This window comes from Geomicrobium sp. JCM 19037 (assembly GCF_000698105.1).
Taxonomy (GTDB): Bacteria; Bacillota; Bacilli; order Bacillales; family Marinococcaceae; genus Geomicrobium_A.
Genome location: NZ_BAWZ01000053.1, coordinates 1 through 22,872 on the forward strand (window position 1 = coordinate 1; position 22,872 = coordinate 22,872).

The 22,872-nt window shown below is 45.6% G+C and carries 28 protein-coding genes, 2 pseudogenes and 1 riboswitch; of the genes and pseudogenes, 23 read left to right on the plus strand and 7 right to left on the minus strand.

The window, feature by feature from the left end:
- Positions 1-696, minus strand: a 696-nt coding sequence (locus tag JCM19037_RS20545; RefSeq protein ID WP_042404267.1) for a hypothetical protein, incomplete at its 3' end; no start/stop codon positions are given.
- Positions 697-880: 184 nt separating this feature from the next.
- Positions 881-1,557 (minus strand): annotated as a pseudogene (locus JCM19037_RS20550) (response regulator transcription factor); the annotation flags it as partial.
- A 166-nt stretch (positions 1,558-1,723) separates the two neighbouring features.
- Here JCM19037_RS20550 and JCM19037_RS26105 point away from each other — a divergent pair.
- The 6 genes from JCM19037_RS26105 to JCM19037_RS20575 all read left to right on the plus strand — a co-directional run bounded on the left by JCM19037_RS26105 (position 1,724) and on the right by JCM19037_RS20575 (position 5,090).
- Positions 1,724-1,900: a hypothetical protein gene (locus tag JCM19037_RS26105; protein WP_193744832.1), complete on the plus strand. Its 177-nt coding sequence runs from the start codon at positions 1,724-1,726 to the stop codon at positions 1,898-1,900.
- Positions 1,863-2,693, plus strand: coding sequence for a signal peptide peptidase SppA (sppA, locus tag JCM19037_RS20555; RefSeq protein ID WP_081829482.1), 831 nt, complete (start codon positions 1,863-1,865; stop codon positions 2,691-2,693). Before JCM19037_RS26105 ends, sppA begins: the two co-directional genes overlap by 38 nt.
- A gap of 11 nt (positions 2,694-2,704) precedes the next feature.
- Positions 2,705-3,166, plus strand: a complete 462-nt coding sequence (locus JCM19037_RS20560; RefSeq protein WP_042404269.1) for an RDD family protein — start codon at positions 2,705-2,707, stop codon at positions 3,164-3,166.
- A gap of 129 nt (positions 3,167-3,295) precedes the next feature.
- A complete protein-coding gene (locus JCM19037_RS20565; RefSeq protein WP_052364150.1) occupies positions 3,296-3,673 on the plus strand; it encodes a hypothetical protein in 378 nt (125 codons plus the stop codon).
- A 49-nt stretch (positions 3,674-3,722) separates the two neighbouring features.
- Entirely contained in the window at positions 3,723-4,361 is a 639-nt protein-coding gene (locus JCM19037_RS20570) for a LysE family transporter (protein WP_042404271.1), read from the plus strand.
- Positions 4,362-4,478: 117 nt separating this feature from the next.
- On the plus strand, positions 4,479-5,090 hold the full coding sequence (locus tag JCM19037_RS20575; protein ID WP_042404273.1) for a hypothetical protein: 612 nt from the start codon (positions 4,479-4,481) through the stop codon (positions 5,088-5,090).
- A 55-nt stretch (positions 5,091-5,145) separates the two neighbouring features.
- Here the strand turns inward: JCM19037_RS20575 and JCM19037_RS20580 are convergent, their stop codons facing one another.
- Entirely contained in the window at positions 5,146-5,352 is a 207-nt protein-coding gene (locus JCM19037_RS20580) for a hypothetical protein (RefSeq protein WP_042404274.1), read from the minus strand.
- Between the two features lie 153 nt (positions 5,353-5,505).
- On the opposite strand from JCM19037_RS20580, the gene JCM19037_RS26110 reads away from it, so the two are divergent.
- The 9 genes from JCM19037_RS26110 (at position 5,506) to JCM19037_RS23715 (ending at position 10,465) form a co-directional block, all read left to right on the plus strand.
- Entirely contained in the window at positions 5,506-5,682 is a 177-nt protein-coding gene (locus tag JCM19037_RS26110; RefSeq protein WP_193744833.1) for a hypothetical protein, read from the plus strand.
- Between the two features lie 89 nt (positions 5,683-5,771).
- Complete coding sequence (locus JCM19037_RS30360) at positions 5,772-6,320, plus strand: NAD(P)/FAD-dependent oxidoreductase (protein ID WP_081829483.1); 549 nt, start codon at positions 5,772-5,774, stop codon at positions 6,318-6,320.
- Positions 6,317-6,664: an FAD-dependent monooxygenase gene (locus tag JCM19037_RS30365; RefSeq protein ID WP_373901375.1), complete on the plus strand. Its 348-nt coding sequence runs from the start codon at positions 6,317-6,319 to the stop codon at positions 6,662-6,664. The genes JCM19037_RS30360 and JCM19037_RS30365 overlap by 4 nt, the downstream gene beginning before the upstream one ends.
- A gap of 2 nt (positions 6,665-6,666) precedes the next feature.
- Positions 6,667-6,792 carry a hypothetical protein gene (locus JCM19037_RS28925; RefSeq protein WP_255357960.1) on the plus strand — a complete coding sequence of 42 codons (126 nt, stop codon included), beginning with the start codon at positions 6,667-6,669 and terminating at the stop codon, positions 6,790-6,792.
- Complete coding sequence (locus JCM19037_RS24725; RefSeq protein ID WP_081829485.1) at positions 6,789-7,073, plus strand: hypothetical protein; 285 nt, start codon at positions 6,789-6,791, stop codon at positions 7,071-7,073. Before JCM19037_RS28925 ends, JCM19037_RS24725 begins: the two co-directional genes overlap by 4 nt.
- A 152-nt stretch (positions 7,074-7,225) precedes the next feature.
- Positions 7,226-8,074, plus strand: a complete 849-nt coding sequence (locus tag JCM19037_RS20590; RefSeq protein ID WP_052364151.1) for a class I SAM-dependent methyltransferase — start codon at positions 7,226-7,228, stop codon at positions 8,072-8,074.
- A gap of 167 nt (positions 8,075-8,241) precedes the next feature.
- Complete coding sequence (gene helD / locus JCM19037_RS20595) at positions 8,242-9,729, plus strand: RNA polymerase recycling motor HelD (RefSeq protein WP_052364152.1); 1,488 nt, start codon at positions 8,242-8,244, stop codon at positions 9,727-9,729.
- On the plus strand, positions 9,693-9,944 hold the full coding sequence (locus tag JCM19037_RS23710; RefSeq protein WP_052364153.1) for a UvrD-helicase domain-containing protein: 252 nt from the start codon (positions 9,693-9,695) through the stop codon (positions 9,942-9,944). Before helD ends, JCM19037_RS23710 begins: the two co-directional genes overlap by 37 nt.
- Before the next feature lie 11 nt (positions 9,945-9,955).
- Positions 9,956-10,465 carry an ATP-binding domain-containing protein gene (locus JCM19037_RS23715; protein ID WP_052364154.1) on the plus strand — a complete coding sequence of 170 codons (510 nt, stop codon included), beginning with the start codon at positions 9,956-9,958 and terminating at the stop codon, positions 10,463-10,465.
- A 244-nt stretch (positions 10,466-10,709) separates the two neighbouring features.
- Here the strand turns inward: JCM19037_RS23715 and JCM19037_RS26115 are convergent, their stop codons facing one another.
- Positions 10,710-10,883, minus strand: coding sequence for a hypothetical protein (locus JCM19037_RS26115; protein WP_193744835.1), 174 nt, complete (start codon positions 10,881-10,883; stop codon positions 10,710-10,712).
- Between the two features lie 171 nt (positions 10,884-11,054).
- Here JCM19037_RS26115 and JCM19037_RS20600 point away from each other — a divergent pair, with 171 nt between their 5' ends.
- The 3 genes from JCM19037_RS20600 to JCM19037_RS20610 are packed head-to-tail and all read left to right on the plus strand — an operon-like array spanning position 11,055 to position 13,751.
- Positions 11,055-12,188 (plus strand): ABC transporter ATP-binding protein, encoded by a 1,134-nt coding sequence (locus JCM19037_RS20600; RefSeq protein ID WP_042404277.1) that lies wholly within the window; start codon positions 11,055-11,057, stop codon positions 12,186-12,188.
- Positions 12,188-12,835, plus strand: a complete 648-nt coding sequence (locus tag JCM19037_RS20605; RefSeq protein WP_042404280.1) for an ABC transporter permease — start codon at positions 12,188-12,190, stop codon at positions 12,833-12,835. The genes JCM19037_RS20600 and JCM19037_RS20605 overlap by 1 nt, the downstream gene beginning before the upstream one ends.
- A 22-nt stretch (positions 12,836-12,857) precedes the next feature.
- On the plus strand, positions 12,858-13,751 hold the full coding sequence (locus JCM19037_RS20610) for a glycine betaine ABC transporter substrate-binding protein (protein WP_042404282.1): 894 nt from the start codon (positions 12,858-12,860) through the stop codon (positions 13,749-13,751).
- 128 nt (positions 13,752-13,879) lie between these two features.
- On the opposite strand, the gene JCM19037_RS20615 is transcribed toward JCM19037_RS20610, so the two are convergent.
- Together JCM19037_RS20615 and JCM19037_RS20620 are read right to left on the minus strand one after the other, a co-directional pair.
- A complete protein-coding gene (locus JCM19037_RS20615) occupies positions 13,880-14,590 on the minus strand; it encodes a GHKL domain-containing protein (RefSeq protein WP_042404283.1) in 711 nt (236 codons plus the stop codon).
- 10 nt (positions 14,591-14,600) lie between these two features.
- Positions 14,601-15,308: a LytTR family DNA-binding domain-containing protein gene (locus tag JCM19037_RS20620; protein ID WP_042404284.1), complete on the minus strand. Its 708-nt coding sequence runs from the start codon at positions 15,306-15,308 to the stop codon at positions 14,601-14,603.
- Positions 15,309-15,446: 138 nt separating this feature from the next.
- Here JCM19037_RS20620 and JCM19037_RS20625 point away from each other — a divergent pair, with 138 nt between their 5' ends.
- The 3 genes and pseudogenes from JCM19037_RS20625 to JCM19037_RS20635 all read left to right on the plus strand — a co-directional run bounded on the left by JCM19037_RS20625 (position 15,447) and on the right by JCM19037_RS20635 (position 19,361).
- The gene (locus JCM19037_RS20625; protein ID WP_042404285.1) at positions 15,447-16,196 is read left to right on the plus strand and encodes an ATP-binding cassette domain-containing protein; all 750 of its coding nucleotides are present in this window, start codon (positions 15,447-15,449) and stop codon (positions 16,194-16,196) included.
- On the plus strand, positions 16,193-17,248 hold the full coding sequence (locus JCM19037_RS20630) for an ABC transporter permease (protein WP_042404286.1): 1,056 nt from the start codon (positions 16,193-16,195) through the stop codon (positions 17,246-17,248). The genes JCM19037_RS20625 and JCM19037_RS20630 overlap by 4 nt, the downstream gene beginning before the upstream one ends.
- A gap of 877 nt (positions 17,249-18,125) precedes the next feature.
- Positions 18,126-19,361, plus strand: a pseudogene (locus JCM19037_RS20635) (DNA polymerase IV).
- Between the two features lie 9 nt (positions 19,362-19,370).
- Here JCM19037_RS20635 and cls read toward each other — a convergent pair.
- Positions 19,371-20,819 (minus strand): cardiolipin synthase, encoded by a 1,449-nt coding sequence (cls, locus tag JCM19037_RS20640; RefSeq protein WP_042404287.1) that lies wholly within the window; start codon positions 20,817-20,819, stop codon positions 19,371-19,373.
- Between the two features lie 89 nt (positions 20,820-20,908).
- Positions 20,909-21,010: riboswitch (TPP riboswitch) on the plus strand.
- 74 nt (positions 21,011-21,084) lie between these two features.
- On the opposite strand from cls, the gene thiD reads away from it, so the two are divergent.
- Together thiD and JCM19037_RS20650 are read left to right on the plus strand one after the other, a co-directional pair.
- Entirely contained in the window at positions 21,085-21,912 is an 828-nt protein-coding gene (gene thiD, locus JCM19037_RS20645) for a bifunctional hydroxymethylpyrimidine kinase/phosphomethylpyrimidine kinase (protein WP_042404288.1), read from the plus strand.
- On the plus strand, positions 21,890-22,872 hold a 983-nt coding region (locus tag JCM19037_RS20650; protein ID WP_042404290.1), incomplete at its 3' end, for a DNA glycosylase AlkZ-like family protein. The genes thiD and JCM19037_RS20650, both read left to right, overlap by 23 nt.

Here is a 22,872-nt window from a genome sequence, read left to right on the forward strand (position 1 = left end):
ATCAAGCCAATTGATGGCACCATAGATCGGTTTTGTGAACGTCCGCGTAAACCACAGGGACGCAACGGCAAATACAAGAATCGCAATGCCGAGAATGACGAGTGAGACGATGAGTAATGTCGATCCAATTTCATTCAATGGTCGAAAAGGCAACTCGGGAATGGGAGCATAAACGACATAAGTGAGCCCGTCCGATTCTGCCATTTGGACATATGCATCTACGCTTTCAGGCTGTATTTGATGTAGCATTACTTCGCCAAATGAAGGTTGCCTTAACCACTCGGGTGCGCGGAATTGATTGACGAGCTCATCATCATTGAATACATACCCCCAAGCATCATGCTGCTCAAACTGTTGGAGCACTTCAGAAGCGTTACCCTCTTCAATGAAAGTAGCAAGCAAATCGTTTGTGACACGTTCTTCCCCATAAAGAAGTAAGTACGTCTCTTCAGAGACTTGAAAATAAGATGTATACATATGGTAATTACCTACAATTGGATTGTCGACCATCGTTTGAAGTTCTTGCAATGTATACGACTGAGCAAATCCTTCACTGGCAGGATAGGTGTCCGCTACTGTTCCGTCTTCATTAACTATTTGAAACCATCCATTTCGAGCATCTGCTTCCTCTTGCAATTCGTCAATGATCGATAGTTCCCCAGAAAATTCATACTCCGTTGATACAGAAAAGGACAAACTCTCTAGTCCAGCATCATAAAAATCTGTGCGACGTTCTTGCGTAGTCAAGTAAAAGCCGAAAATCAGAATAATTGTGAATAATAGTGTTGAGGTAACGAACAAGATGATGGCATATTGCAGTGTGAATCGTCGCCATAACCGAAAACGAAATCTTTTCATGACCCGTCTCCATCAGGGTGAACCGGTAACCGAGTCCACGAACCGTTTCAATATACTCGGGCTTACTCGGGTTCGCTTCAATTTTCTCCCGAATTCTACGAATGTGAACGGTCACAGTATGTGCATCGTAATAATGCTCATCCCCCCATACCTTTTCGTAAAGCTGTTCTTTATGGAAGACTTGGCCAGGGTGGCGACAAAAGAAAAGCAATAACTGAAAGACGAGGGCAGGGCAGCTCGTACGTTCGCCGAGCACAGTAAGCGTTCCTGCCCGAGGATCAATCGTGAAGCGCTCGTATGCATGCGGTAAAGCGTCTGCTGATGGCGCAGAAGCGGGCCGCAACAGGCGGGCCCGAATTCTTGCAACGATCTCTAACGGGTTAAAAGGTTTCGTAATATAATCGTCGCCACCAATGGCGAAACCTGACAGTTTATCAAAATCTGAATCTTTCGCTGTGACGAAGAAGATCGTCGCTCCAGATTGGTGACGAATTTGTCTGCAAATCTCAAACCCATCGCCATCCGGTAGCATCACGTCAAGAAGGATGAAATCATAAGTATGCGTGTGGCAAAGGTTAGTGCTTGTTTTTGAGTTGCGGTGCCATCAACGTCTTGAAACCCTTCTTTTTGAAGGACTTTGTGAAGCATCGTCCGTATAGCGTTATCGTCTTCCACAAGTAAAATTCGCGGGCTAGTCATCGTTCTTCACTCCTTACTCTCTATGAAAATAGTGTACCATCTGAACATTACGAGAAGCTCAACAAGCAGAATCATATTTAATCTACCGGTGAGGCGATCGTTCTCTTCTAGTTACCTTCGATCTGTATGCTAGCTATAGACTTAGGTTTTGGAGGGAGTAAGGAAAATGAATAGGAAACGTTGGGTTGCTTGTGGAATTGCTGTTCTTATCGTTGGCATTGCCATTCCAGTACAAATGTTTGTAGCCGTGATGACGGCTGACTTTTCGGACGTATTTTCGTTTGATCAAGTACCGCGAGGAAGTGATGAAGACAGGATCGAACGGAGAAATTGTCGTCCTTGAACTGGACGGCATGATTGAAGACACAGGTAGTGAATCAGGCTTTTTGGCGGCGGGATACCAACATCGGCAATTTATGGAAATGCTAAATGATGCAATGGAAGATCCTCTCGTCGATGGGATTGTGATTACGATGAACACGCCTGGGGGGAGCGTCGTCGCTAGTCATGCAATCTATGAACAAGTCGTTCGCGCCAAGGAAGAATTTGACACGCCAGTATACGTTTCGATGGCTGAAATGGCCGCATCTGGCGGGTATTACATTGCAGCAGGTGCTGATTATATTATGGCGCACCCGGCGACACTGACCGGTTCAATTGGAACAGTGATAAGCGCAGGGTTTAATATCGCTGATCTTGCCGATGAATGGGGCATTTCCGAAACGACCTTCTCTTCTGGTGAATTCAAACAGCTGGGGTCACCCTTTGAATCCTTAACCGAAGAGGAATCTGAACTCATGCAAGCGATTGCCGATGATATGTATGATGATTTTACATCGATCGTTGCTGAAGGTAGAGGGTTTAGCGAAGAAGAAGTCAACACGGTAGCACAAGGGCAGTTGTTCACGGGGAACCAGGCATTGCAAAATGGACTTGTTGATGAACTTGGCGATCTTGAAGACACGGTTTTGCATATGGAATTGATGCTCGACTTAGATGCGACTGTGACGCATTACACGAATGGTTCTACGGAAGGGTCAATGTGGAATGTATTGGCGCCGCTTGGCTTAGGAGCGTTCGCCTCTGACAAATTTGATGCAAATAGAGCGCCGAGTTTGCTCTATTTGCATCAATAGGAGGGAAGACGATGCAAATGTATGCAGGTTTTTGGTTACGGTTTTGGGCATATGTCATGGATCTTCTGATCGTCGCTTCCTTGAACGCTATTATTATTCGGCCAGTATTCGCACTTTGGCTGCCTGATGATCTTGCGATTGGCGTATTTGCAATTGAAGCAATCATAGTGACGTTTAGCTATTACGTATACTTCATTCTCTTAACGAAATGGCAACAGCAAACGATTGGAAAAATGGCATTTGGCTTGCGAGTCGAGAGTTTGGAAGGTGGTTCGCTATTGTGGAAAGACGTATTTGTTCGTGAAGTGGCAGGGAGGATCATACACCGCGTGTTCGTTATTACCAACCTTCTCTACATCATGATTGCTGTGCATCCCGAAAAAGCAGGCGTGCATGACTTGTTGTCAGATACGAGAGTCGTCGTTAAGCGCGGCAGTATAAGGGTTGGCGAAAACAATACGCACTCACACTGATACGCTGTTTGACCAATAGCTAAATGCACAATCGGCACGTGCGCAGTCATTATACGAGTAAAGGGAACTTGACAATGGGCTTTTTCGTGCGCTATCGTTTGTTCAAAGCACTAATGAGGAGAGATGCCGATGTCTAGTTCCCGTCTGCCGATGATAAACGCGTTCTCTGTCGCAGGAATTCTCATTGCTCTGTTCGTGACTCTTATAATGCTCGGTACGGGGGCGGTGAGAGGATTTGAATTTATCTTTTTAGGCGTTGCAATCATGTGTTTTTGCCTAAGCTATTTACACCCACAATTTAAGGAAAATGATGAACGTGCTCGCAAGATTAAAGAGCGGGGCATGTTTTATAGCTTTTTCATTATGCTCGGTGTGGTCACCGTATTGATTACAATCGTCCTCTTGCAAGTCATTCAAGTAGGCGTACTGCAAATCTTAGGCTTATTAGCGGGGATTATGATCGCGGTGATGTATGTATCTTTCGTTATATTATCCCGAATCTATTAAGTCATTTGACTGAATATTATGGTAAAATAAATGCTTGGGAGGGATTCGTGTGACAATCGAAGTGTGGATCACTGTTCTTGTCGTCGGTTTACTCATTGTCCTGTCCCCAGGCCCTCAATGGATGGTGACGATCAAAAATACCTTGTCTTCTAAAACTCATGGAATGTTTACCGTTTGGGGCATGTGTTCGGGAAGCATGGTTCATATCCTTTACTGTTTGTTAGGTATTGGAATTATCATTTCCCAGTCTGTTCTGTTATTTAACTTGATAAAATGGTTAGGTGCAGCGTACCTTATCTACTTAGGTGTGAAGGCACTGTTCTTTCGAAAAGAAGAACCCGGGCTTTCTTTGCAACGTGCAACAAGCCAAGTTGGACTGAGCAAATGGACCGCTTACCGAAATGGTTTTTTCACGAGTCTGTTGAACCCGAAAGCGACATTATTTTACTTGTCATTATTCACCCAAGTCATTCACCCAGAAGTTGCAATTGGCGTTCAAGTATTCTATGGAGTATCTGTCATTGGCATTGAATTGATTTGGTACACACTTATGGTCATGTATATTACTCATTCTTTCATACGAAAATGGCTAGACAAATGTACAGTCATGATTGAACGGGCATCTGGCGCATTCCTCATTCTGTTTGGCGTCCGTCTCGCGTTCATGGATTCGGAAAACAAATCATAAAAACAATTCGCAAGCGCTTTGCCTGCGAATTGTTTTTATTTTCAGTTATTTTTTGTTTACATATGTAAACATTAAGAGTGTGATGAAAAAAATACAATGATGACGAGGAGGTTAACGTTGGACTATCGGAAGAAAATGTTAAAGATCGAGGATTGTATTGAAGACTTTATTCAGATGGAAAAAACGACACGGGAGCAAATGAACACTGACGAACAAAATTTGTACTTCGTATCTAAAGGTATGAACGCGGCGTATCGATATGTTGTGAATCGCATGGTCCGTGATTTTGAATATGAAAAGGAGAGATTGTCGTTGGAAGAACAGTTGGAGAGAGTGAGGAATCGTTTTCAAAAGCTATCTAAAGATAATATTGAGCAGAGCAAGGTTCCTTTAGGGGAAACGATTAAAGAAAGCGATTATCGGGATGATATACCAGAAGAGGCAATTGAAGAAGTGAATAACTTGAATGAGCATTTCCAACAAGGGATGTTTGAAGGGATTGCGTTCGCATACGAACAAGTGGGGAATTATATTTCCATTATGCTTCATCATTCGACGGCGCTCACTGAAAAAAGCATTACAGATCTCGTTCAACAAATTGAACAAAATCATTTTGCGAATGTAGCGATTTCAGAAACAGCTGAATCGTACCAAGACGGCTTCGCAAACGGAGCGAAATCTGGATTCAATATGGCTTCTTGGGAAATCAAGGATACATTTAACACGTAGAGCGTCTCGGTCGCTTGTATCCATTTTAACATCTCGTTTTACGCGTGACATGCAGTCACGCGTTTTTCCATTTTCGAATCACCCAATCAACAAACTGTTGAGACAAAAAGATGCTCACGATGAGGTTTACAATTAGCATGCCTAAGCTCACAAATAGAACAAGGGCACGATGCTGAAAGATCAAGTCTAGCAGGTTAGCTCCAACAACAGTAAATCCTCCAAACAACAGGAAGAATGTCACAATGACCATCACGGTTCGCAAAAGAATTCCCTCCTTATTTCACAGAAAATCAGTTTTGAATTTTTAGATAGGGGAAGGGTACATACGTTGATTTGCTCGAAGACAATTGTTCAAATTAAGCATGACAAGCGTATCACAACGTCGCGTCCCTAGTAAAAGAAAGGGTGATGCCAAGTGTTTAAACGAGAAAGGCGTATATTTGGTTCTAAAAGAATTGCGAGAATTGTGTTCTTTTCAGCGTTAGGTGTAGCGCTCTTCGTCTATGACCCCTTTTTGATTGGCGGAGAAGTGTTTGACTATGATACTGAATGGCTTACGAATTTCATGGATACGATTGCGTTTTGGAACTGACATCCCTCGAATGTTAACGGGTCTACCCCTGTTTAACATCAAGCGAATGGGGGTATCTTCAAACAGGTGATAAACATGAAACATGCCATGTGTTCGTTTCCGGTGGAGGGGTTGGTGGGTTGACGCTTGCTTTGAAGCTCGGGCTTTGCGGTATTTCGGTTATTGTCGCAGAGCGGAACCGAAGAAGAAGCCCGCTTTACAAAGGGGAGTTGCTCCAACCAAAGAGTATTGAAATTCTCCACCGACTTGGATTAGGAAAGCAACTAGACGTTTCCTCGTTCCCGGTTGAAACGTTGCGCACACAAGAGTGGAATTGGAATCATAATGACGGTTTTATACGCAATGAAAGTCGCCTTAGCTACAAGATTTTGGCGCACCCGTTTAACGAAGCGCGGATGATTCCTCACGAAGAACTTCGTGACCTTCTCATTGCCCAGATTAAAAAGCTTCCTAGTGTGGAAGTGATTCGTCCCGCGAAATTTACGGGATTTCAAGATGATCAAGCAGTGATTACCACAGGTGGTAAGGAAATGAAAATCTCGGCCCACTATTATGTCGGAGCCGAAGGCCGTGGATCAAGGATGCGCAAGGCGATGGCATTACAAACGAAGAGAAGAAATACAATCATCATTTCCTGACCGCTTCTTTTCCTAGGCCCGCGTCATTAACAGATGGGTTTGTCTTTGGGGCGGCGCACTCGTTCCTAGGATTATTTCCTTTACCCGACGAGCAAGTTCGTTCTGTATACATGATTCCCCCAGGCAGTTATCGACAATTTAAAGACCAGCCGATTACGGATTATTATGATTTGCACGGGCAATACGTCCCTGAACTTCGTGAAACGATGACGACGATTAAAGAGTGGCGAGACGTGCAACTGATGATCCCATTTCGCTTTCAGTCTCCCAGATATACGAGAGGACGAATGGCCATTTTAGGAGATGCTGCACACTCGGTTCACCCAATGGCCGGTGAAGGATGAACTTGGCGATTCAAGATGCTGACGTATTAAGTGAACTGTTTTGTTGGATGGACGAACAGGGAAAGTGGCGAGACGAACGCCAGCTCGGTTGGTACGAATCCGTTCGAAAGCTCGTGTTGATCAGATGATTGCATTGAGCCACCGTTCGGCTTTAGCCTATTCCTATCACAATCGGGCGTTTCGCTTACTTCGTAAACGTGCGATCACAGCGATGGAAGAGCGACCGCTTTTGCATTTTCAACAAATGCTCAATGTTTCAGGTTTGGGATATGCAAAAGCCAATCTATTGGATTGGTCCAATCATTTAGATGTGTTACCTGCGATCGACCGAGGTGGAGTATACCCAACAAGCAAGCAGAATCCGTACTTTTATACCGATAAAGATGACTACCCTTTTAAGTATCAGTGAGGAGCTGAAGAGATGTTAGTAAATGAAATCGTACGGATGAACAATGCCCGCAAATGGATGAAGAGCAATGAATCATTTTTGCCGACATGGCATGCGTATATTGGCTATCGATATGGCTTTTTGATCGCCTAGAAAAGCCAATGCCCATATCAATGTTGGCTGCGGAAGATCAGTTAGATGAACAATTGCTGAACTGCTGGGTAGAAACAGGTATTGCAGTTGGGCACTTGAAAAAGAAAAGCAAAGACCGAGTAAAGAGTGTGAAGTCCATCCGCAAGCAAATGTCCAAATTCGATAAATCATCTGTCGGTGTACTCGTTGAAGAAATGATGAGGCTTCACATTCCGACGCTGTTGGCGTTTGATCAGAAACTGTCAAAAGATCCGCACCCCGATGAAGACGACTATGGCCATGTTGTCGCGGAGACGAGTGCTCTTATTGAAACCATCGCATATCCTAAACTGAACAGCGTTATTAAAGATACGAAGGCAAAACATATTCTTGATCTAGGGTCTGGGTACGGTGGCTACTTGAACCGGATTGCAGCTGACCACCCCGACTTATCGCTTACAGGTATAGAAATTAATGAAGCCGTCGTTCAAGAAGCGGCTCGTAGAGCCGACCACAAGCATATTCGTTTTAAACAAGAAGACATTTTGAGTGAAATCGAACACGACGAACGCCCAGACCTCATCATGATGAATAACGCTTTGTATTATTTTAATGAAGGAGAACGATCAAAGATCTTTGATTATATTTATCGTAGCCTCGTTTCAAAAGGAAGCTTCGTCATGATTACGCCCCTTGCCGATTCCGAAAAAGGGTTAGCATTTCCAGCGGCATTTAACAGTTTCATGAGCGGGCACGAAGACATGCATCCACTGCCAACGAGAAAAGAAATTAAGCAACTTGCGGATACACATCGGTTCAAAATTAAAAACGAAACGGCTGTCGTAAAAGAAGGCGGTTGGCATTTCTTCCATCTCACAAAAAAAGATTAAAAAAGGGACTGCCTGAAAACGAGGCAGTCCTTTGTTGTATTCTTATGTGATTACGTGTAAAATGAAATAGTGATTCATAAAATTTGTGAATCATTCATACTTGTTCATTATCATTATATCAGATTATATTGTCTAGTGTCAATGATGACTTTTTAAGGGGTGTTTGCATGGAATCGAAAGAAGAACAACAGGAACAAGAGCGACTCTCGCGAGTCATTGACGTCATTCAACGTCAAAAGCAAGCGCGTATTGACGAAGCGGGCTTATCGAAGCAAGAAGTCATTGACATGCGAAAGACGTTTTGGGACGAAGTGACCGTCAACTTAGATGAACCTGATGACATTATAGAGACAGAAGCGAGCATCCGACAACGAGCAGAACTATTAGGTGAGCATGAACGCTCTTATCAACGTTTCACGAAACACATTCGAACGTTGGAACGACTGGAAACCTCCCCCTATTTCGGGCGATTAGATTTTCAGGAGACTGGTGAGTCGAAAGAAGAAGCCATATACATCGGCATTGCTTCATTAGAAGATGAACAACAACAAGAATTTCTCGTCTACGATTGGCGTGCCCCGATTTCTAGCATGTACTATGACTACGCCCCTGGAGCTGTGAAGTTTTCAAGTGGTGACGGAGAAGTGCATGGGGAGATGACGAAGAAACGCCAATACTTGATTGAGCGCGGCGAATTAAAAGGAATGTTTGATACCGGACTGACAATCGGCGATCAATTATTGCAACAGTTGCTCAGTCAGTCTTCCTCTGATGCAATGACGAACATTGTAAGTACGATTCAGCGAGAGCAAAATGCGATTATCCGAAATGAGCGCTCACGCATGCTAATCGTCCAAGGTGCAGCGGGCAGCGGGAAGACGTCTGCAGCGATGCAACGCGTCGCGTATTTGCTCTACAAATACCGAGAACAATTTGATAGTGCGAACATGTTGCTGTTATCGCCGAACCCTCTTTTCAACCGATATGTATCTGGTGTGTTACCGGAACTCGGGGAAGAGAACTTAAAGCAAACGACGTTCCAACATCATATTGCCGGCCGCCTGCCAGATGGATGGACATTGGAAAGTCCGTTTAGGCAAATTGAGCGTTTGCTCACTGAAGACGACGCTAATATTCGTTACGCCGAACCGGACTACATCCAAGAACTCGATCGTTTCATTGAGCAACTGAATGAAGAAGGGATGAAATTTACTCCACTCGTATTTCGCGGTGACGTATGGAAATCGGGCGAGGACATTGCTGATCTTTTTTATTCATATGAAGATCACATCTCGACTCCGAACCGGCTTGAATTAATGGCTGAACAACTTGAAACCGAACTGAAAGCTTTTGAACGAAAAGAAGCGGACCAGCCGTGGGCAGAAGAAGAAGCGCAGATGCAACCGAAAGATGTGTATAACATTGCGTCCAAAAAAGTAAGACAAAAATTAGGAGAAAACCCGTCAAAGAGTGACCAGTTAGAAGAGGAGCGTCTCGTGCGTAGGTTTGTCGTTCGTCAATCTGCCAAGCCCGTATTTAAGCAAATCGAAGCGTATGACTTTGTCGATATCACGTCATTATACGAGCAGTTTTCCGGGAGAGATTTAACGGACCGTACATGCTTTATGAAGACGCTGCTCCGTACTATTACTTGACCGATCAAGTGAAAGGTCGTCCGCACACAGCAGACATTCGTTTCCTCTTTATTGATGAGGCGCAAGATTACACGAACATGCAAATCGCATACTTGAAAAACCTTTTCCCGCAAGCGCGTATCACGTTGCTCGGTGATATCGATCAAGCCGTTCATCGTCATACAGCAGAGGACTATCCATCCTTTCAACCGCTCAAGACGAAGAAGAGAATGTAGAGCAAATTACATTGTTACAAAGCTATCGCTCGACAGCAACCATCATGAATTTCGCAAAAGAATTGCTCCCGAATGAGTCGAACGTCATTCCGTTTCAGCGTGAAGGGACATTGCCAACTGTGCGTCAATTTCAAGATCGCTACACTTATGAAGATGCACTAAAGCAAGAGGTTGTCGCTTGGGAAGGACGAGGAAAACTTGCCATTCTCACAAAGACGATGGATGAAGCCCAGCAATTGCTTCATGATTTGCCAGATGGTGTGCAACTCATTCAAGAGCATACCGACAGCTTCCGGGAGAATGTGCTCATCGCCCCGGCGTACCTTGCCAAAGGCATTGAATTTGACCGCGTAATTATTGCCGAAGTGACCGATGAAAACTACCATACTGCCCGTGATCGCCACATGCTCTACACGAGCGCTACCCGGGCAATGCACCAATTGGAAGTATTTGTAATTGGCGAGCTGCCAAACTTTATCGAACACGTTCCGAGTGATCGATTCCAACTTATAGCCGATTAAAATGAAACAATGCGACTGCTTCGGCAGTCGCTTTTTGATTCGGTTGGGCAGGAATAGAAAGTCAGCTTGAACATCTCGTCCCAAAGACAGCTCATTGGAAACAGATTTTTAATAATGTGGCTGGCGGGAGTAGTTTTAGTTCCAATCAATGGTCATCTGATTACAAAGCGACATATTAAGGAAGCAGAATCATCGAGAATTCGCGTTATTCTCCTTCCAAACAGGCCGTCAACACTCGCCAGCTTCACACCGGGTGCACTTCCTCCGTTTCCGTTCCGTCTAGGAGCACTGTCCGGCACACCGGGCGCACTTCCCCTGTTTTCGTTCCGGGTAGGAGCGCTGTCCGGAGCCAAAACTGCACAGTAGGTACAATCTCGGCGACAGCTGTAGGAATCGACAGTGCAATGGAGTCACACATTTAAAGCCTTCTAGTGAACTACAGAACCAAACATTCGTAGGAAAAATAAGCTGGATTTTCATGGGTATTGTCTAAAAATCTTTATTTTGTGTGAGAAATCATGTAATGTAAGTCTGTACTCCTATTCTTATATTTAGCGTATAGCATTTTAGTTAAGAAGGTGATGTAGTTGTGATTGAATTCAAAAATGTAAGTAAAACATATGATGACGGCTTTCAAGCGCTGAAAAACATAAACTTAAAGATTGAAGAAGGCGAACTCATTGCGCTGATCGGTCCTTCAGGTTGTGGGAAAACGACGACGATGCGGATGATCAATCGTTTAATTGATCCGTCTGAAGGCGAAATTCTAATTGATGATGAAAATATAAAGAAAAAAGACCCTGTTCAATTACGACGAAACAGTGGGTATGTGATTCAACAAATCGGTCTGCTCCCACACATGACCATTCAAGATAACATATCCATTGTGCCAAAGCTCAAAAAATGGGAAAAACAACGTTATCTCACGAGAGTGGACGAGCTATTGAAACTCGTCGGGTTAGATCCTGATACGTTTAGAAAGCGGTACCCGTCTGAACTTTCCGGTGGACAGCAGCAACGAATCGGTGTAATCCGAGGATTGGCAGCTGACCCACCGGTTATTCTTATGGATGAGCCTTTTAGTGCTCTTGATCCGATTAGTCGTGAGCAGCTTCAAGACGAATTGATTAAGTTGCAAGAAGAGATTAAGAAGACAATTGTCTTTGTTACCCATGACATGGATGAGGCGATTAAGATTGCCAATCGTATCGTCATCATGCGTGACGGGGAGATTGTGCAAGTGGACACCCCTGATCGAATTCTTAGAAACCCAAAAGATGACTTTGTCCGTGACTTTATTGGAACGGAACGGTTAAATCAAAATGCGGATCAGCCTGTCGCAAAGCAACTCATGACGAAAGAGACCGCGATGGTTCGTGGTAGCCGCGGGCTTGCAGAAGCATTTAATTACATGAAAAAAGACCGGGTAGATCAGTTGTTTGTGCGCGATCGTGAAGGTGCGCTTGTCGGTATGGTGACGCTTGAACTGATTGAAAAGCATTATGACGATGAGTCGAAAACGGTTGCCGACGTGATGCAAACCGATATCAAGCACACCGTAAATCCAACGACATCACTAACAGAAGTTGCTGGACTGCTCAGTCAGCAAGACGTATTTACATTGCCGGTCATTGATGCTGGAAAACTTGTCGGTGTTGTTACGAGGACGAGCATGATTCGCGGCATTGCAGAAGTGAATCATCAAGAAGGAGGCGAAGGGTGATGCAACTTTTTCTTGATCTATGGGAACTGTTCCAAGTCCGACAAGGCGCAGTATGGGACGCCTTGCAAGAACATTTTTTCCTCGTCGCCGTTTCAATGACGCTCGCCGTCTTAATCGCGGTTCCACTCGGGGTTCTTCTGACGAGTTTGAAGCGATTATCTGAACCAATTATCGGTATTGCTGCCGTTGCACAAACGATTCCAAGTCTCGCGCTTCTAGGATTTATGTTGCCGGTGCTCGGGATTGGTACGAACAACGCCATCTTTGCGTTAACTGTTTACGCTTTATTACCGATTCTTAGAAATACGTACACTGGAATACTAGAAGTGGACAAAGCCACCGTTGATGCCGGGCGAGGGCTTGGCATGACAAGAAGTCAAATCTTAACAAAAATCCAATTGCCACTTGCACTGCCGGTCATTATGGCGGGGATTCGTACGTCGACTGTTATCGTCATTGGTGTCGCGACGCTTGCGACCTTTGTTGGGGCCGGAGGGCTCGGAGACATTATTATGCGTGGACTTGCAATGCAAAACAGTGCCCTTACCCTACTCGGTGCAATCCCGGCGGCAATTCTTGCGATTATCGCAGACTTCATTCTTAAACGAATTGAAATTCTAGCCACACCAAAAGGCTTAAAAAAATAATCAATGAAAGGATGTTTCATCCATGAAAAAGTTTCTTCCAGTCGTTTTAGGCTCCACACTCGTTTTGACCGCTTGCGGAGGGGGCAGTGATGAAGACACAGTCGTTGTCGGCGGTAAGGACTTTACTGAGCAGATCATTCTCACGCATATGGTTGCAGAACTGATTGAAGAGAATACAGAGTTGAACGTTGAGCGAGAAGAGAATCTCGGCAATACGGAAATTCTTACGCAAGGCATGATGGACGGGGACGTTGACTTGTATATTGAATACACAGGGACGTCGTACATCACTGTCTTAAACCATGAAATCGACCCAGAAAACCCGCCAACTGCAGAAGAAGTTTACAACACGGTTCAAGAAGAATATGACGCGGAGTACGATATCGCTTGGTTGGATGAGTTTGATTTTGAAAATCGTTATTCCTTAGTCATGCGTGGTGCAGACGCTGCGGATGTTGCGGATATGAGCGCACTTGCTGATCAAACGGATGAGCTAACCCTTGCACATAACGCCAATTTCGGTGAACGTCCGGACGGTTTGGACCCGATGAACGACATGTACGGATATTCATGGGGAGACACAGCGCAGATGGATGACGGTCTCATGTACGATGCTTTGCGTAACGAAGAAGTTGACGTAATTGCCGCATTCACAACAGACGGGCGCATTCCTGCTTATGACCTTGAAGTCATTGCGGATGACCTCAACTACTTCCCGCCATATTATGCAGCACCGATCATTATGAACGACACGCTTGAAGCTAACCCTGAATTAGAAGATTTGTTGGCACAGCTCGGTCCATTGTTAACCGAAGAAACAATGGCTGAACTAAACGCCGAAGTAGACATTAACGCTGAACTTGAAGAAGTCGTCGCACGTGACTTCTTAATTGAAAATGGACTCATCGATGAGTAAATATAAAGCCTTCTGGGACTTGTCCCAGAAGCTTTTTTAAACAACCCGAATCTCCAGAAAACCATTAAGCCCGGTCATGCTCCTGTACTAAAAGAAGCGTTGCCGTGCCGACTCATACTTAGGAAACTTTACTTTGATTGCACACTCGGCAGGCGGATGGCGAGATGAAAGGTGTGATCGTCGACATGAAAATGGAGGGAACCTTCTGCAGTTTTGACAGCGTTTTGGATTAAGTATGTACCTAGTCCCCGCTTTTTGATGGTCGGATGCCTTTTAGGAAATAATTGTTCCCGAACATCAATGGGAATCGGGGCAGAGCTGTTGCTCACATCAACGATAATAATGCCAAACTGTTTGCGTACTTCGATCTCAATGTAAGGCTCACTCACGTATTCTTTACTTAGACGCGCCCCTTCCAGCGCATTGCTGAAGATGTTGACCATGAGCTGCATTTCCTTGCCTGGGCTCAGCAGTGTTTGCGAGAGATCCGCCTTGATGGACGCGTTTACGCGAATGTTATCTTCGTTTGCTTTCGTTTTCACATAAGCGAGGGCGGCGCCGATGGCTCCACCCGCAGACGCACTGGCACGGTCCTCGTTATTATTTTGAAGTAAGTGAATGTAGTCAGTAATTTGCTGGAACTCATGTTCTTTCGCAAGTCTCGCCAGCACTTCAAAATGTGTGCGCTGGTCATGCTGTTCTTGCTTTAATGACTCGTGCAAAGCTTGGACGTGCTGTTGAAACTCGGTTGCATCTTGGATGATGCGTTTCTTTTGTCGCCAAAGGAATACGATGAGGAGCAAAGCCGCAACGAGAAGTATACTTAAAATAGCAGCCATCGTGGACACCTCAGGATAAGATCGGAAATTGATCTTGAATCGTTTTTAGATTTTTTTTCGTGACGAGTGCATGCTTGTCACTGTTCTGAAATTGAATTTCTAGTGAATGCTTCGTATAAGGTACGAATTGAGTAATCTTTGAGAGGTTCGTAATAAAGGAACGATGGGTCCGGAAAAAGGTAGAGCTTTGCAATTCGGCCTCTAGTTCCTGCAATGATTGGTAGGTGACAATCTCATCATCGGTAAGGTGTACGGTTGAAGACCGACCGGTCCGTTCGATGAACAAAATGTCATTTTCGTTTACGACCCGGATCTCCCCTTGTAATTGAATGGTCATTCGGTGACCGTCGGTTTGGTGGGAGAGGCTGCGATAACGATTCAATGCTTTTTCCATTCTTGAAGGTGTGAGAGGTTTTAGTACATAATCACACACGTCCAAATCAAAGGCATGAACGGCAAATCCTGAGTGACCGGTAACGAAAATAATTTCAACTTTTACCCCACGAGCCCGCAGACGTTCGGCGAGTTCGTATCCGGTTAGTCCTTCCATCTCAATATCGGCAATAAGCAGATCAATGCTGGAATGTTTCAACAATTGATACGCTTCCAATGCGGTATGGCAACGCCACTCGACGTGACAGTCTGGTTGTGTTTTCAGCCAATCCTCAACTTTTTGTAGGTCGTTTGGATTATCGTCAAGCAGGCCGATTCGAATCATGCTACCCCTACTTTATCTTTTTTTCATTAGTATAGCAGAAACATGACATCATATGCCCGTTTAACGACGGAATTGCAGAGTGCAACCTGTTTTCGGATATACTAGAATAAAGAAAGTAGAACCTAAAGGAGCTTTCATATGATTGAGTTGTCATCAGTCGATAAAGTGTTTCAAGAACGAAAACGACAAAGTTACCGAGCACTTCGGGAAATTACAGCCACCATTGAACCTGGCAAAGTGACAGCTTTACTTGGGGAGAACGGGGCTGGAAAGACGACGTTGCTCCGGATTATATCGGGTCTTTATGTGCCTTCCAATGGCGAAGTGAAAATTGACGGACACGTGCAATCGCCGGACCATATTGAGTTGCGTAAATCAATCGGTGTCCACTTTGGAAGTGACACAGGCTTATACAACCGCATGACCGCCCGTGAGCATTTGGAATACTATGCGGCTCTTTTCAAAATCCCGAATCAAGAAACAAAGCAACGAATTGAGAAGTTGAGCAATGAACTCGGCATGCGCGATTTTCTCGATGTGCGCGTGGAGAAACTGTCTAAAGGCATGCGTCAGAAAGTGGCGATTGCCCGGGCAATGATACATAGCCCGTCCTTCTATCTGTTTGACGAACCGACGACAGGACTGGACATCACGTCCGCAAACATGTTCCGTGAGAAGGTGCTACAGCTCAAAAGTGAACAACGGACGATCGTTTTTTCCACCCATCTCATGGAAGAAGTACAAATGCTTTGTGATCGTGTCATGATCCTACATCGAGGGTCGTTGCTTTTCCACGGATCGATGGAGGAATTATACGCTCACGAAGAAACAGATAATTTGAATATGATCATGATGGCGACCTTGGCTAGAGGAGGTCGTGTGAAATGATCGCGATTATAAAAAAAGAAATGAAGGATGCGCTCCGCGATCAGCGTACGCTCCTGCTGAGTGTTTTTGCGCCCGTACTTCTCGTATTTGTCATGATTTTCTTTTTAGGCGGCGCTGGGACAGATGATGTTATTGTCGGTCTCGATCCGGATTTGGATGATGAACTTTCTGAAGCTTTGCAGCAGTCCCACGAGGATTGGCACTTCTTACAAACGGACCGTGGTGAAGCGTTGTTAGAAGATGGTGATATTGACTTGTGGGTTGAAGCCGATGAGGAGCAACTCACCGCGAAAGGGGACTATGCGAGTCCGGTTGTTTCTCATGTGGAACGAGAGCTGATGAATGTTTGGGAGCAGTATGAAGCAACTCATCGCAGTGACGTTCTTCAGTCTGCCGGACTGAGTGAGGAACAGTTGACGGTCTACAATTGGGACAGTGAGCCGATCGGAGTTGATGAGCGTTCGGTTCCGTCCGTTGCTTACTTTTTCACCTTCATCTTGCTCATTACAGTTTTGATGGCAGGTTTTCCAGCGGCGGTTGATTTGTTTGCTGGCGAAAAAGAGAAGCAAACAATGGAATCACTCTTAATGGCACCGCTACGCAGATCACAAATTGTCATATCGAAATGGGTGGTCATCACCGTTATTAATTTCATTAGTGGTGTGATTGTGTTTGCTGGGTCTGTACTATTCGCAAACGCCTTTCACCAAAGTGGGGTTATCATTGCCGGTGATCAACTGCTGTCGATCGCTCTGTTCTTGACGTTATCGCTGCTTGCTTTTGCTGCGCTTAATGCCGCTTTGCTCGTCGTCATCAGCGTCTCAACCGCTTCGTACAAAGATGCGCAAAACATGTCTACACCTGTAATGTTCGCCTGGCTTGCCGCACCAATCTATTTACTTACAGCGCCGTTGTCTAGCTGGTCGATCTGGATGTTCTTTGTACCTGCATTGAACGTGAGTGCCTTAATTTATGGCATCACGGCGGCACATCTGTCATTGGTTTGCCAGAGTACACTGCCACGATTGGCTCAAACTTGGTGGCAACCGTAATTGTGCTATGGATCGCAATTAAAATGTTTCAAAAAGACCGGTACGCTCTTGGTCATGTGTAACGTTAATGAAGTTAGCCCACCCGACCAAGAGGGTGGGCTTTTTTTATGTGGGTATTTGTAGGGGCGATAAGTCGAAACATACCCAAAAATCCAACATAAACCCGTCTATGTTGGATTTTTAGACTTCTATGTGGGGATTCAAGTCGTACCATGGCTACTTTTGCTTAGAAATTCCCCCATAGCCCGCTTTATGATGGGGTTTGGGATATTTTCAGGATAAGGGCGTTCGGTTGCCGCCTCCTGGCGGGCGGCTCACTACGTCTGGACGCGTAATCTGCGCGCTAGTTTTTACATTTTGCGCGCAAGTTTACACGTTTTCGGGTCATTTTCTATCGTTTCTCGCAAACTTGATCGCAGTTTGCTTCAACTTGCGCGCAGATGTATTGCCCACCGACCGTGCACTTTGCTCACAGCGCTCTGGCTTCGGCACCTTTGGTGCCGACGGTCGTCAGCTCGATATCCCGTCACCCTTTCAGCGGTGCTTCTCGCGCCCGGAGGTCTGTGCTCAAGTTGCCCATTTCATCTATTGTTATTGTCGCTTCGCCTGAACTCGGTAACAGTTTCCATGCTCGTGGCGATACCGATCGTTTGTCCTTTCGCCTAGTCTGCGATCAGCTCTCTAGCTTTCGTTTTCTTCATTCTTTTCCTGCCATCCGTAGCAAACTTGCGCGCAGGTCAACCGATGTGCACCCGCTCCTTCCGCCCGAGCGCCTTATCCTCCCCCACTCTGTCGGTGTATGATCGCATAAAATTTTCTAGTGTGATAAGAACGTACGTTTGGTATACTGTATATATCAAAGGTGGGGTGAGTCATCATGAAAGATCGTGTCGTATTTCTCATCGATATGCAATCGTTTTTTGCCAACATGGAGAAGCTGTCTCGCCCGGATTTGGATGACAAGCCGGTCGTCGTTGCTGGTGACCCGAAGATCCGCAGTGGGGTTATTCTTGCGGCCTGTCCGGTTGCGAAGAAATGGGCGTTCAGACTGCCGAGGCGCTCTGGGAAGCGGAGATGAAATGTCCTCATTTAGTTGTGCTCAAGCCACGTATGCAACTGTACTTAGATGTGTCCGTCGCCATCGCCAGTTCGCTTGAAATGTACACAGATTTAGTGGAACCGTACAGCATTGACGAGATTTTTGTCGATATGACGGATGCGATTCACCGTCACAATTGCAGCCCGGAAGATCTTGCCGAAGAAGTGATCACAAAGGTGAGGAGAGAATCCGGGATGGTTGCAAGAGTAGGAATCGGCCCGAATAAAGTGATGGCGAAGATGGCGTGCGACCATTTTTCCAAAAAGCAACCGGGCGGAATTTTCTTTTTGCATCCTGAGAACTTGCAGCAACGGCTGTGGCCGCTACCAATCGATTCACTATTTGGCGTAGGGAAGCGAATGGGGAAGCACTTTCGCGATATGGGCATCCGCACAATTGGGCAGCTTGCTGGTGCTGAGCTTACGGATATGAAGAAGCGGTGGGGCATCAATGGGGAGCTCCTTTGGCGCACCGCGCATGGTGAAGACGAATCACCGGTCAAGCTGGATACGCACGTCCGGAGAAAAGCGATTGGTCATCATATGACGTTACCGAAAGACTATCGAAGTTGGATGATATTCATACGGTGCTTATGGAACTTGCGGATGAAGTTGCGCGGCGCGTGAGAGCGAACGGGTGTCTTGGAGGAACGGTAACGATGGGCGCCGCGGGCACAATCATTTTCAAATGCCGTCTGGGTTTCACCGTCAAGTGAAGTTGCCTGAGCTTACGAATGACGGAGGTGTCATCTACCGGGCCGCCAAACAACTGTTTTTGACCCATTGGAATCGTGACGCCATTCGTAGCTTAGGTATTGGGTTAGATGGGCTCGTGAGCGATGAGGCGAGACAGCTCAGCTTGTTTACAGACGATGTCGACCGCGAGCGTTTGAATTTCACGATCGACGGGCTGAAAAACCGCTACGGGTCCGCGACTGTATTACGGGCAGTATCATTGACCGAAGGCGGGCAAGCATTAATTCGTTCACAAAAACTGGGCGGTCACTATAAATAAAGAAGCGTTTTAAAGAATTGGAGACAACAGACGACTGACAGATTCTTTAAAGCGAATATAAAGGCTACGATCATGATAACGTTGAGCGGTCATTTCTGAGCAGTGAAGGAGGTCGTTCTCAAAGATGGCGGCCAGCTTCTCACCTAATGCTGCGTGATACATGAAAGCATTCACTTCGAAATTCAATCGGAAGCTGCGCACATCGATGTTTGCGGTTCCGATGGAGCCGACACTTCGGTCAACGACAATCATCTTGGCATGAATAAACCCAGCATCGTAGATGAAAAAGCGGACGCCAGTTTTTAATAGTTCACCCATGTAAGAGTACGTTGCCCAATAGACGAAGATATGGTCCGGCTTATTTGGGATCATAATGCGAACGTCTTTACCAGCAAGAGCCGCAATTCGAAGCGCATCAAGCAGGCTTGAATCAGGGATTAAGTAAGGCGTCTGAATATAAACCGATTCTCGTGCAGAAGTGATGAGCTTAATGTAACCATTTTTAATTTCCTCAGCTTCTGTATCTGGACCACTAGAAACGATTTGTGCGGCAATGTCACCCCTTGATTTGACGGGAGGAAAATAAAGATCATCATAATGAATTTCATGAGCCTTTGATGCTTGGTTCCAGTCAAGAATGAACCGGGTCTGCAAGGCTTTAACTGAGGAGCCTCGGATCCGAAGATGACTGTCACGCCAATACCCGAATTTTTTCGTGCGGCCTAGGTATTCGTCACCAACGTTAAATCCCCCGACGTAACCGATACTCCCGTCAATGACAACGATTTTTCGGTGATTTCTATAATTTAGTCGGGAATTCATATAGGGAATACGCGAAGGAAAGAATACCCCAACTTCGCCACCTGCGTCGATCAGTTCACGAAAATGTTTTCGTGCTAATTTTCTTGAACCCATATCGTCGTACAGAATGCGCACACGCACGCCAGCTTGAGCCTTTTCGGTGAGCAAATGAATGATCCGCTTCCCGATTAAGTCATTTCGGAAGATGTAATACTGCATGTGCACATGATTTTTGGCGGTCGCAATGTCTGCTAGAAGCTCAGAGAACTTGTCAACGCCATCAGTAAACACGTCAATATCATTGTTTTGTGTAAGCAATGCTCCGTCACTGCGCAAGAGCATCGTAATTAAGTTGCTGTTGTTTTGTTCGGTTTCATTACGAAAGGCAAACGTGTTGTCCTCAAGTGTGCGAAGCTGTGCATCGATACTGTCTTTAAGGCCAATCTTCTCAATGCCATCCCAATTGAAAAGCCGTTTTCGGCTCAAGTTTTGGCCGAGTATAAGATATAAAACAAATCCGATAAAGGGAAGAAACATTAAGATTAATAACCAGGCCCATGTTGCATGGATGTCTTTGCGCTCCATAAATACAATGATTGCTGCAAGAATCATATTCAAAAAAACGAGTAAACTAAGAATAATCGGCAGTATATCCATTAACAACCTCCTTATGAGCCAATGTTCATCCATATCGTACCATGTAATGATTGCCACATCCTAAAAGATGTATGCTAAAATGGATGAAAATATACCACTAGGGGTGCGCGAGTAAGCGCTGAGAGATGTTTAAACGGAAACCCTTTGAACCTGATCCGAAAAACGGCGGAGGAAAGTGGCTGACGATTGTGTAGTATGTGTCAAGCCTCCTGTGCGTTCAGGGGCTTTTTCTTTTTTGCGCATCTATAGTATTGGAGGATAACGAATGATTTCAAAAGCATTAACGATTGCAGGAACAGACCCAACAGGTGGAGCGGGGATTCAAGCGGACTTGAAAACCTTTCAGGAGCTAGGTGTATTTGGCATGAGCGTCATTACGTCCGTTGTGAGCCAAAATACGACCGGTGTGTTTTCATTTGTCGATATGGATCTTGATTTCGTCGAAAGCCAAATTGATGTCGTGTTTGACGATATTCGCCCTGACGCTGTGAAAACAGGAATGCTATCAAACCCAGAGGTGATTGCGCTTGTCGCAAAGAAGCACCAAGAATATGATGTAAATCATTTCGTGCTCGATCCCGTCATGGTTGCCTCAAGTGGCCATGAGCTTATTTCTCAAGACGCCAGAAAGGCGGTTAGAGAACAGCTATTGCCTCTTGCAACAGTTGTGACTCCGAACTTGCCAGAAGCTGAAGCGTTAACAGGACTTACAATTACAACCGTAGAAGACATGAAGCGAGCAGGGAAAATGCTCGTTGAAGAATACGGCTGTCGCGCTGCTCTCATTAAAGGAGGGCACTATAAAGGAGAAGCCGATGACTATTTGTATGATGGGCACGCATTCAAAAAATATACGGCGAAACGGTTTGATACGGTGCATACACACGGAAGTGGCTGTACGTATGCAGCTGCAATTGCAGCTGGCCTTGCTGAAGGGTTAGACATGGAAGAGAGTATCACTCGTGGGAAAACCTTTATTACGAGTGCCATTTCCAATCCGTTGGAGCTCGGACAAGGTCAAGGGCCGACCAATCATTGGGGGCATCGCTGGGAAGAAATGAGGAAGCGTGATGGCAGACATTGGAGTAAGTAAGCACGCAGCAAGGCGTTTTTTAGTTCAGTCGCTTCTCCCGAAACCACTCGGAAGCGTTGATGACGTATTGGATCAACTCGAAGCGGTACAATTGGATCCTGTCAGTGTCGTTGAAAAGAACCATCACCTTGTGTTAATGAATCGAATAAAAGAATACAGTGTGACGAATTATACAGATGCTTTAGGTGAAAAGCGTGCGTTTGAATACTTCGCAAATGCAGCGTGCCTGTTACCGATGAAAGATTACCCGTTGTTAAAAGGAAAGCGGGTGCGTTTACAAGAACAATGGCGGGGAGAGCGGGGAAACTACCGCGAAGCGATTGCAGATATTTTGGATCGACTCCAGCAGGAAGGACCTCTTCCCGCAACGGCATTTTTGGCGGAGCGAAAAGTCGTCGGCGGTTGGGACCATCCAACACGTGCGTCAACGAAAGAAACGACCCATGCGTTACGCATTTTATTTGAATGTGGTGACATTCAAGTGAGTGGCCGGGAAAAGTCAATTCGGCATTATGCCCGAACAGATCAGTGGATTCCCGAAGCGATTCAAAAAGAGGCAGACATGATTAGCATCGAAGAAGCAGACGCCTTACTTATGGACAAATATTTGCGGGCGTACCGGTTGTTTGACGCGAGAGATCCGCGACTAGGTTGGCAAAAGTTAAATGCGCAGGCGCGTAAAGAAACGTTAGCCGAACGCAAAAGAAAGCGTGAGCTCTTTGAAGTGCAGATCGAGGGGGTAGACCGCCCGTATTATGTGCTGGAAGCAGACGCTGAGCAACTTGTCGCTTGTGAACACGCGGACGTTCATGAACACGTACGCTTCCTATCCCCATTGGACAACTTGTTGTGGCGAAGGGAACGGGTGGAGGAGTTGTTTGACTTTTTCTACCGATGGGAAATCTATGTTCCGAAAACGAAAAGAATGTACGGTCCCTATACGATGCCGGTTCTCGTCGG

What these genes read in the sequence shown, in the direction of transcription:
- JCM19037_RS26105 (WP_193744832.1), top strand. Translation starts at nt 1,724, where the DNA reads ATGAATAGGAAACGTTGGGTTGCTTGTGGAATTGCTGTTCTTATCGTT.
- sppA (WP_081829482.1), top strand. Translation starts at nt 1,863, where the DNA reads ATGAAGACAGGATCGAACGGAGAAATTGTCGTCCTTGAACTGGACGGC.
- JCM19037_RS20560 (WP_042404269.1), top strand. Translation starts at nt 2,705, where the DNA reads ATGCAAATGTATGCAGGTTTTTGGTTACGGTTTTGGGCATATGTCATG.
- JCM19037_RS20565 (WP_052364150.1), top strand. Translation starts at nt 3,296, where the DNA reads ATGTCTAGTTCCCGTCTGCCGATGATAAACGCGTTCTCTGTCGCAGGA.
- JCM19037_RS24725 (WP_081829485.1), top strand. Translation starts at nt 6,789, where the DNA reads ATGATTGCATTGAGCCACCGTTCGGCTTTAGCCTATTCCTATCACAAT.
- JCM19037_RS20590 (WP_052364151.1), top strand. Translation starts at nt 7,226, where the DNA reads ATGTTGGCTGCGGAAGATCAGTTAGATGAACAATTGCTGAACTGCTGG.
- helD (WP_052364152.1), top strand. Translation starts at nt 8,242, where the DNA reads ATGGAATCGAAAGAAGAACAACAGGAACAAGAGCGACTCTCGCGAGTC.
- JCM19037_RS23710 (WP_052364153.1), top strand. Translation starts at nt 9,693, where the DNA reads ATGCTTTATGAAGACGCTGCTCCGTACTATTACTTGACCGATCAAGTG.
- JCM19037_RS26115 (WP_193744835.1), bottom strand. Translation starts at nt 10,883, where the DNA reads ATGTGTGACTCCATTGCACTGTCGATTCCTACAGCTGTCGCCGAGATT.
- JCM19037_RS20605 (WP_042404280.1), top strand. Translation starts at nt 12,188, where the DNA reads ATGCAACTTTTTCTTGATCTATGGGAACTGTTCCAAGTCCGACAAGGC.
- JCM19037_RS20610 (WP_042404282.1), top strand. Translation starts at nt 12,858, where the DNA reads ATGAAAAAGTTTCTTCCAGTCGTTTTAGGCTCCACACTCGTTTTGACC.
- JCM19037_RS20615 (WP_042404283.1), bottom strand. Translation starts at nt 14,590, where the DNA reads ATGGCTGCTATTTTAAGTATACTTCTCGTTGCGGCTTTGCTCCTCATC.
- JCM19037_RS20620 (WP_042404284.1), bottom strand. Translation starts at nt 15,308, where the DNA reads ATGATTCGAATCGGCCTGCTTGACGATAATCCAAACGACCTACAAAAA.
- JCM19037_RS20625 (WP_042404285.1), top strand. Translation starts at nt 15,447, where the DNA reads ATGATTGAGTTGTCATCAGTCGATAAAGTGTTTCAAGAACGAAAACGA.
- JCM19037_RS20630 (WP_042404286.1), top strand. Translation starts at nt 16,193, where the DNA reads ATGATCGCGATTATAAAAAAAGAAATGAAGGATGCGCTCCGCGATCAG.
- cls (WP_042404287.1), bottom strand. Translation starts at nt 20,819, where the DNA reads ATGGATATACTGCCGATTATTCTTAGTTTACTCGTTTTTTTGAATATG.
- thiD (WP_042404288.1), top strand. Translation starts at nt 21,085, where the DNA reads ATGATTTCAAAAGCATTAACGATTGCAGGAACAGACCCAACAGGTGGA.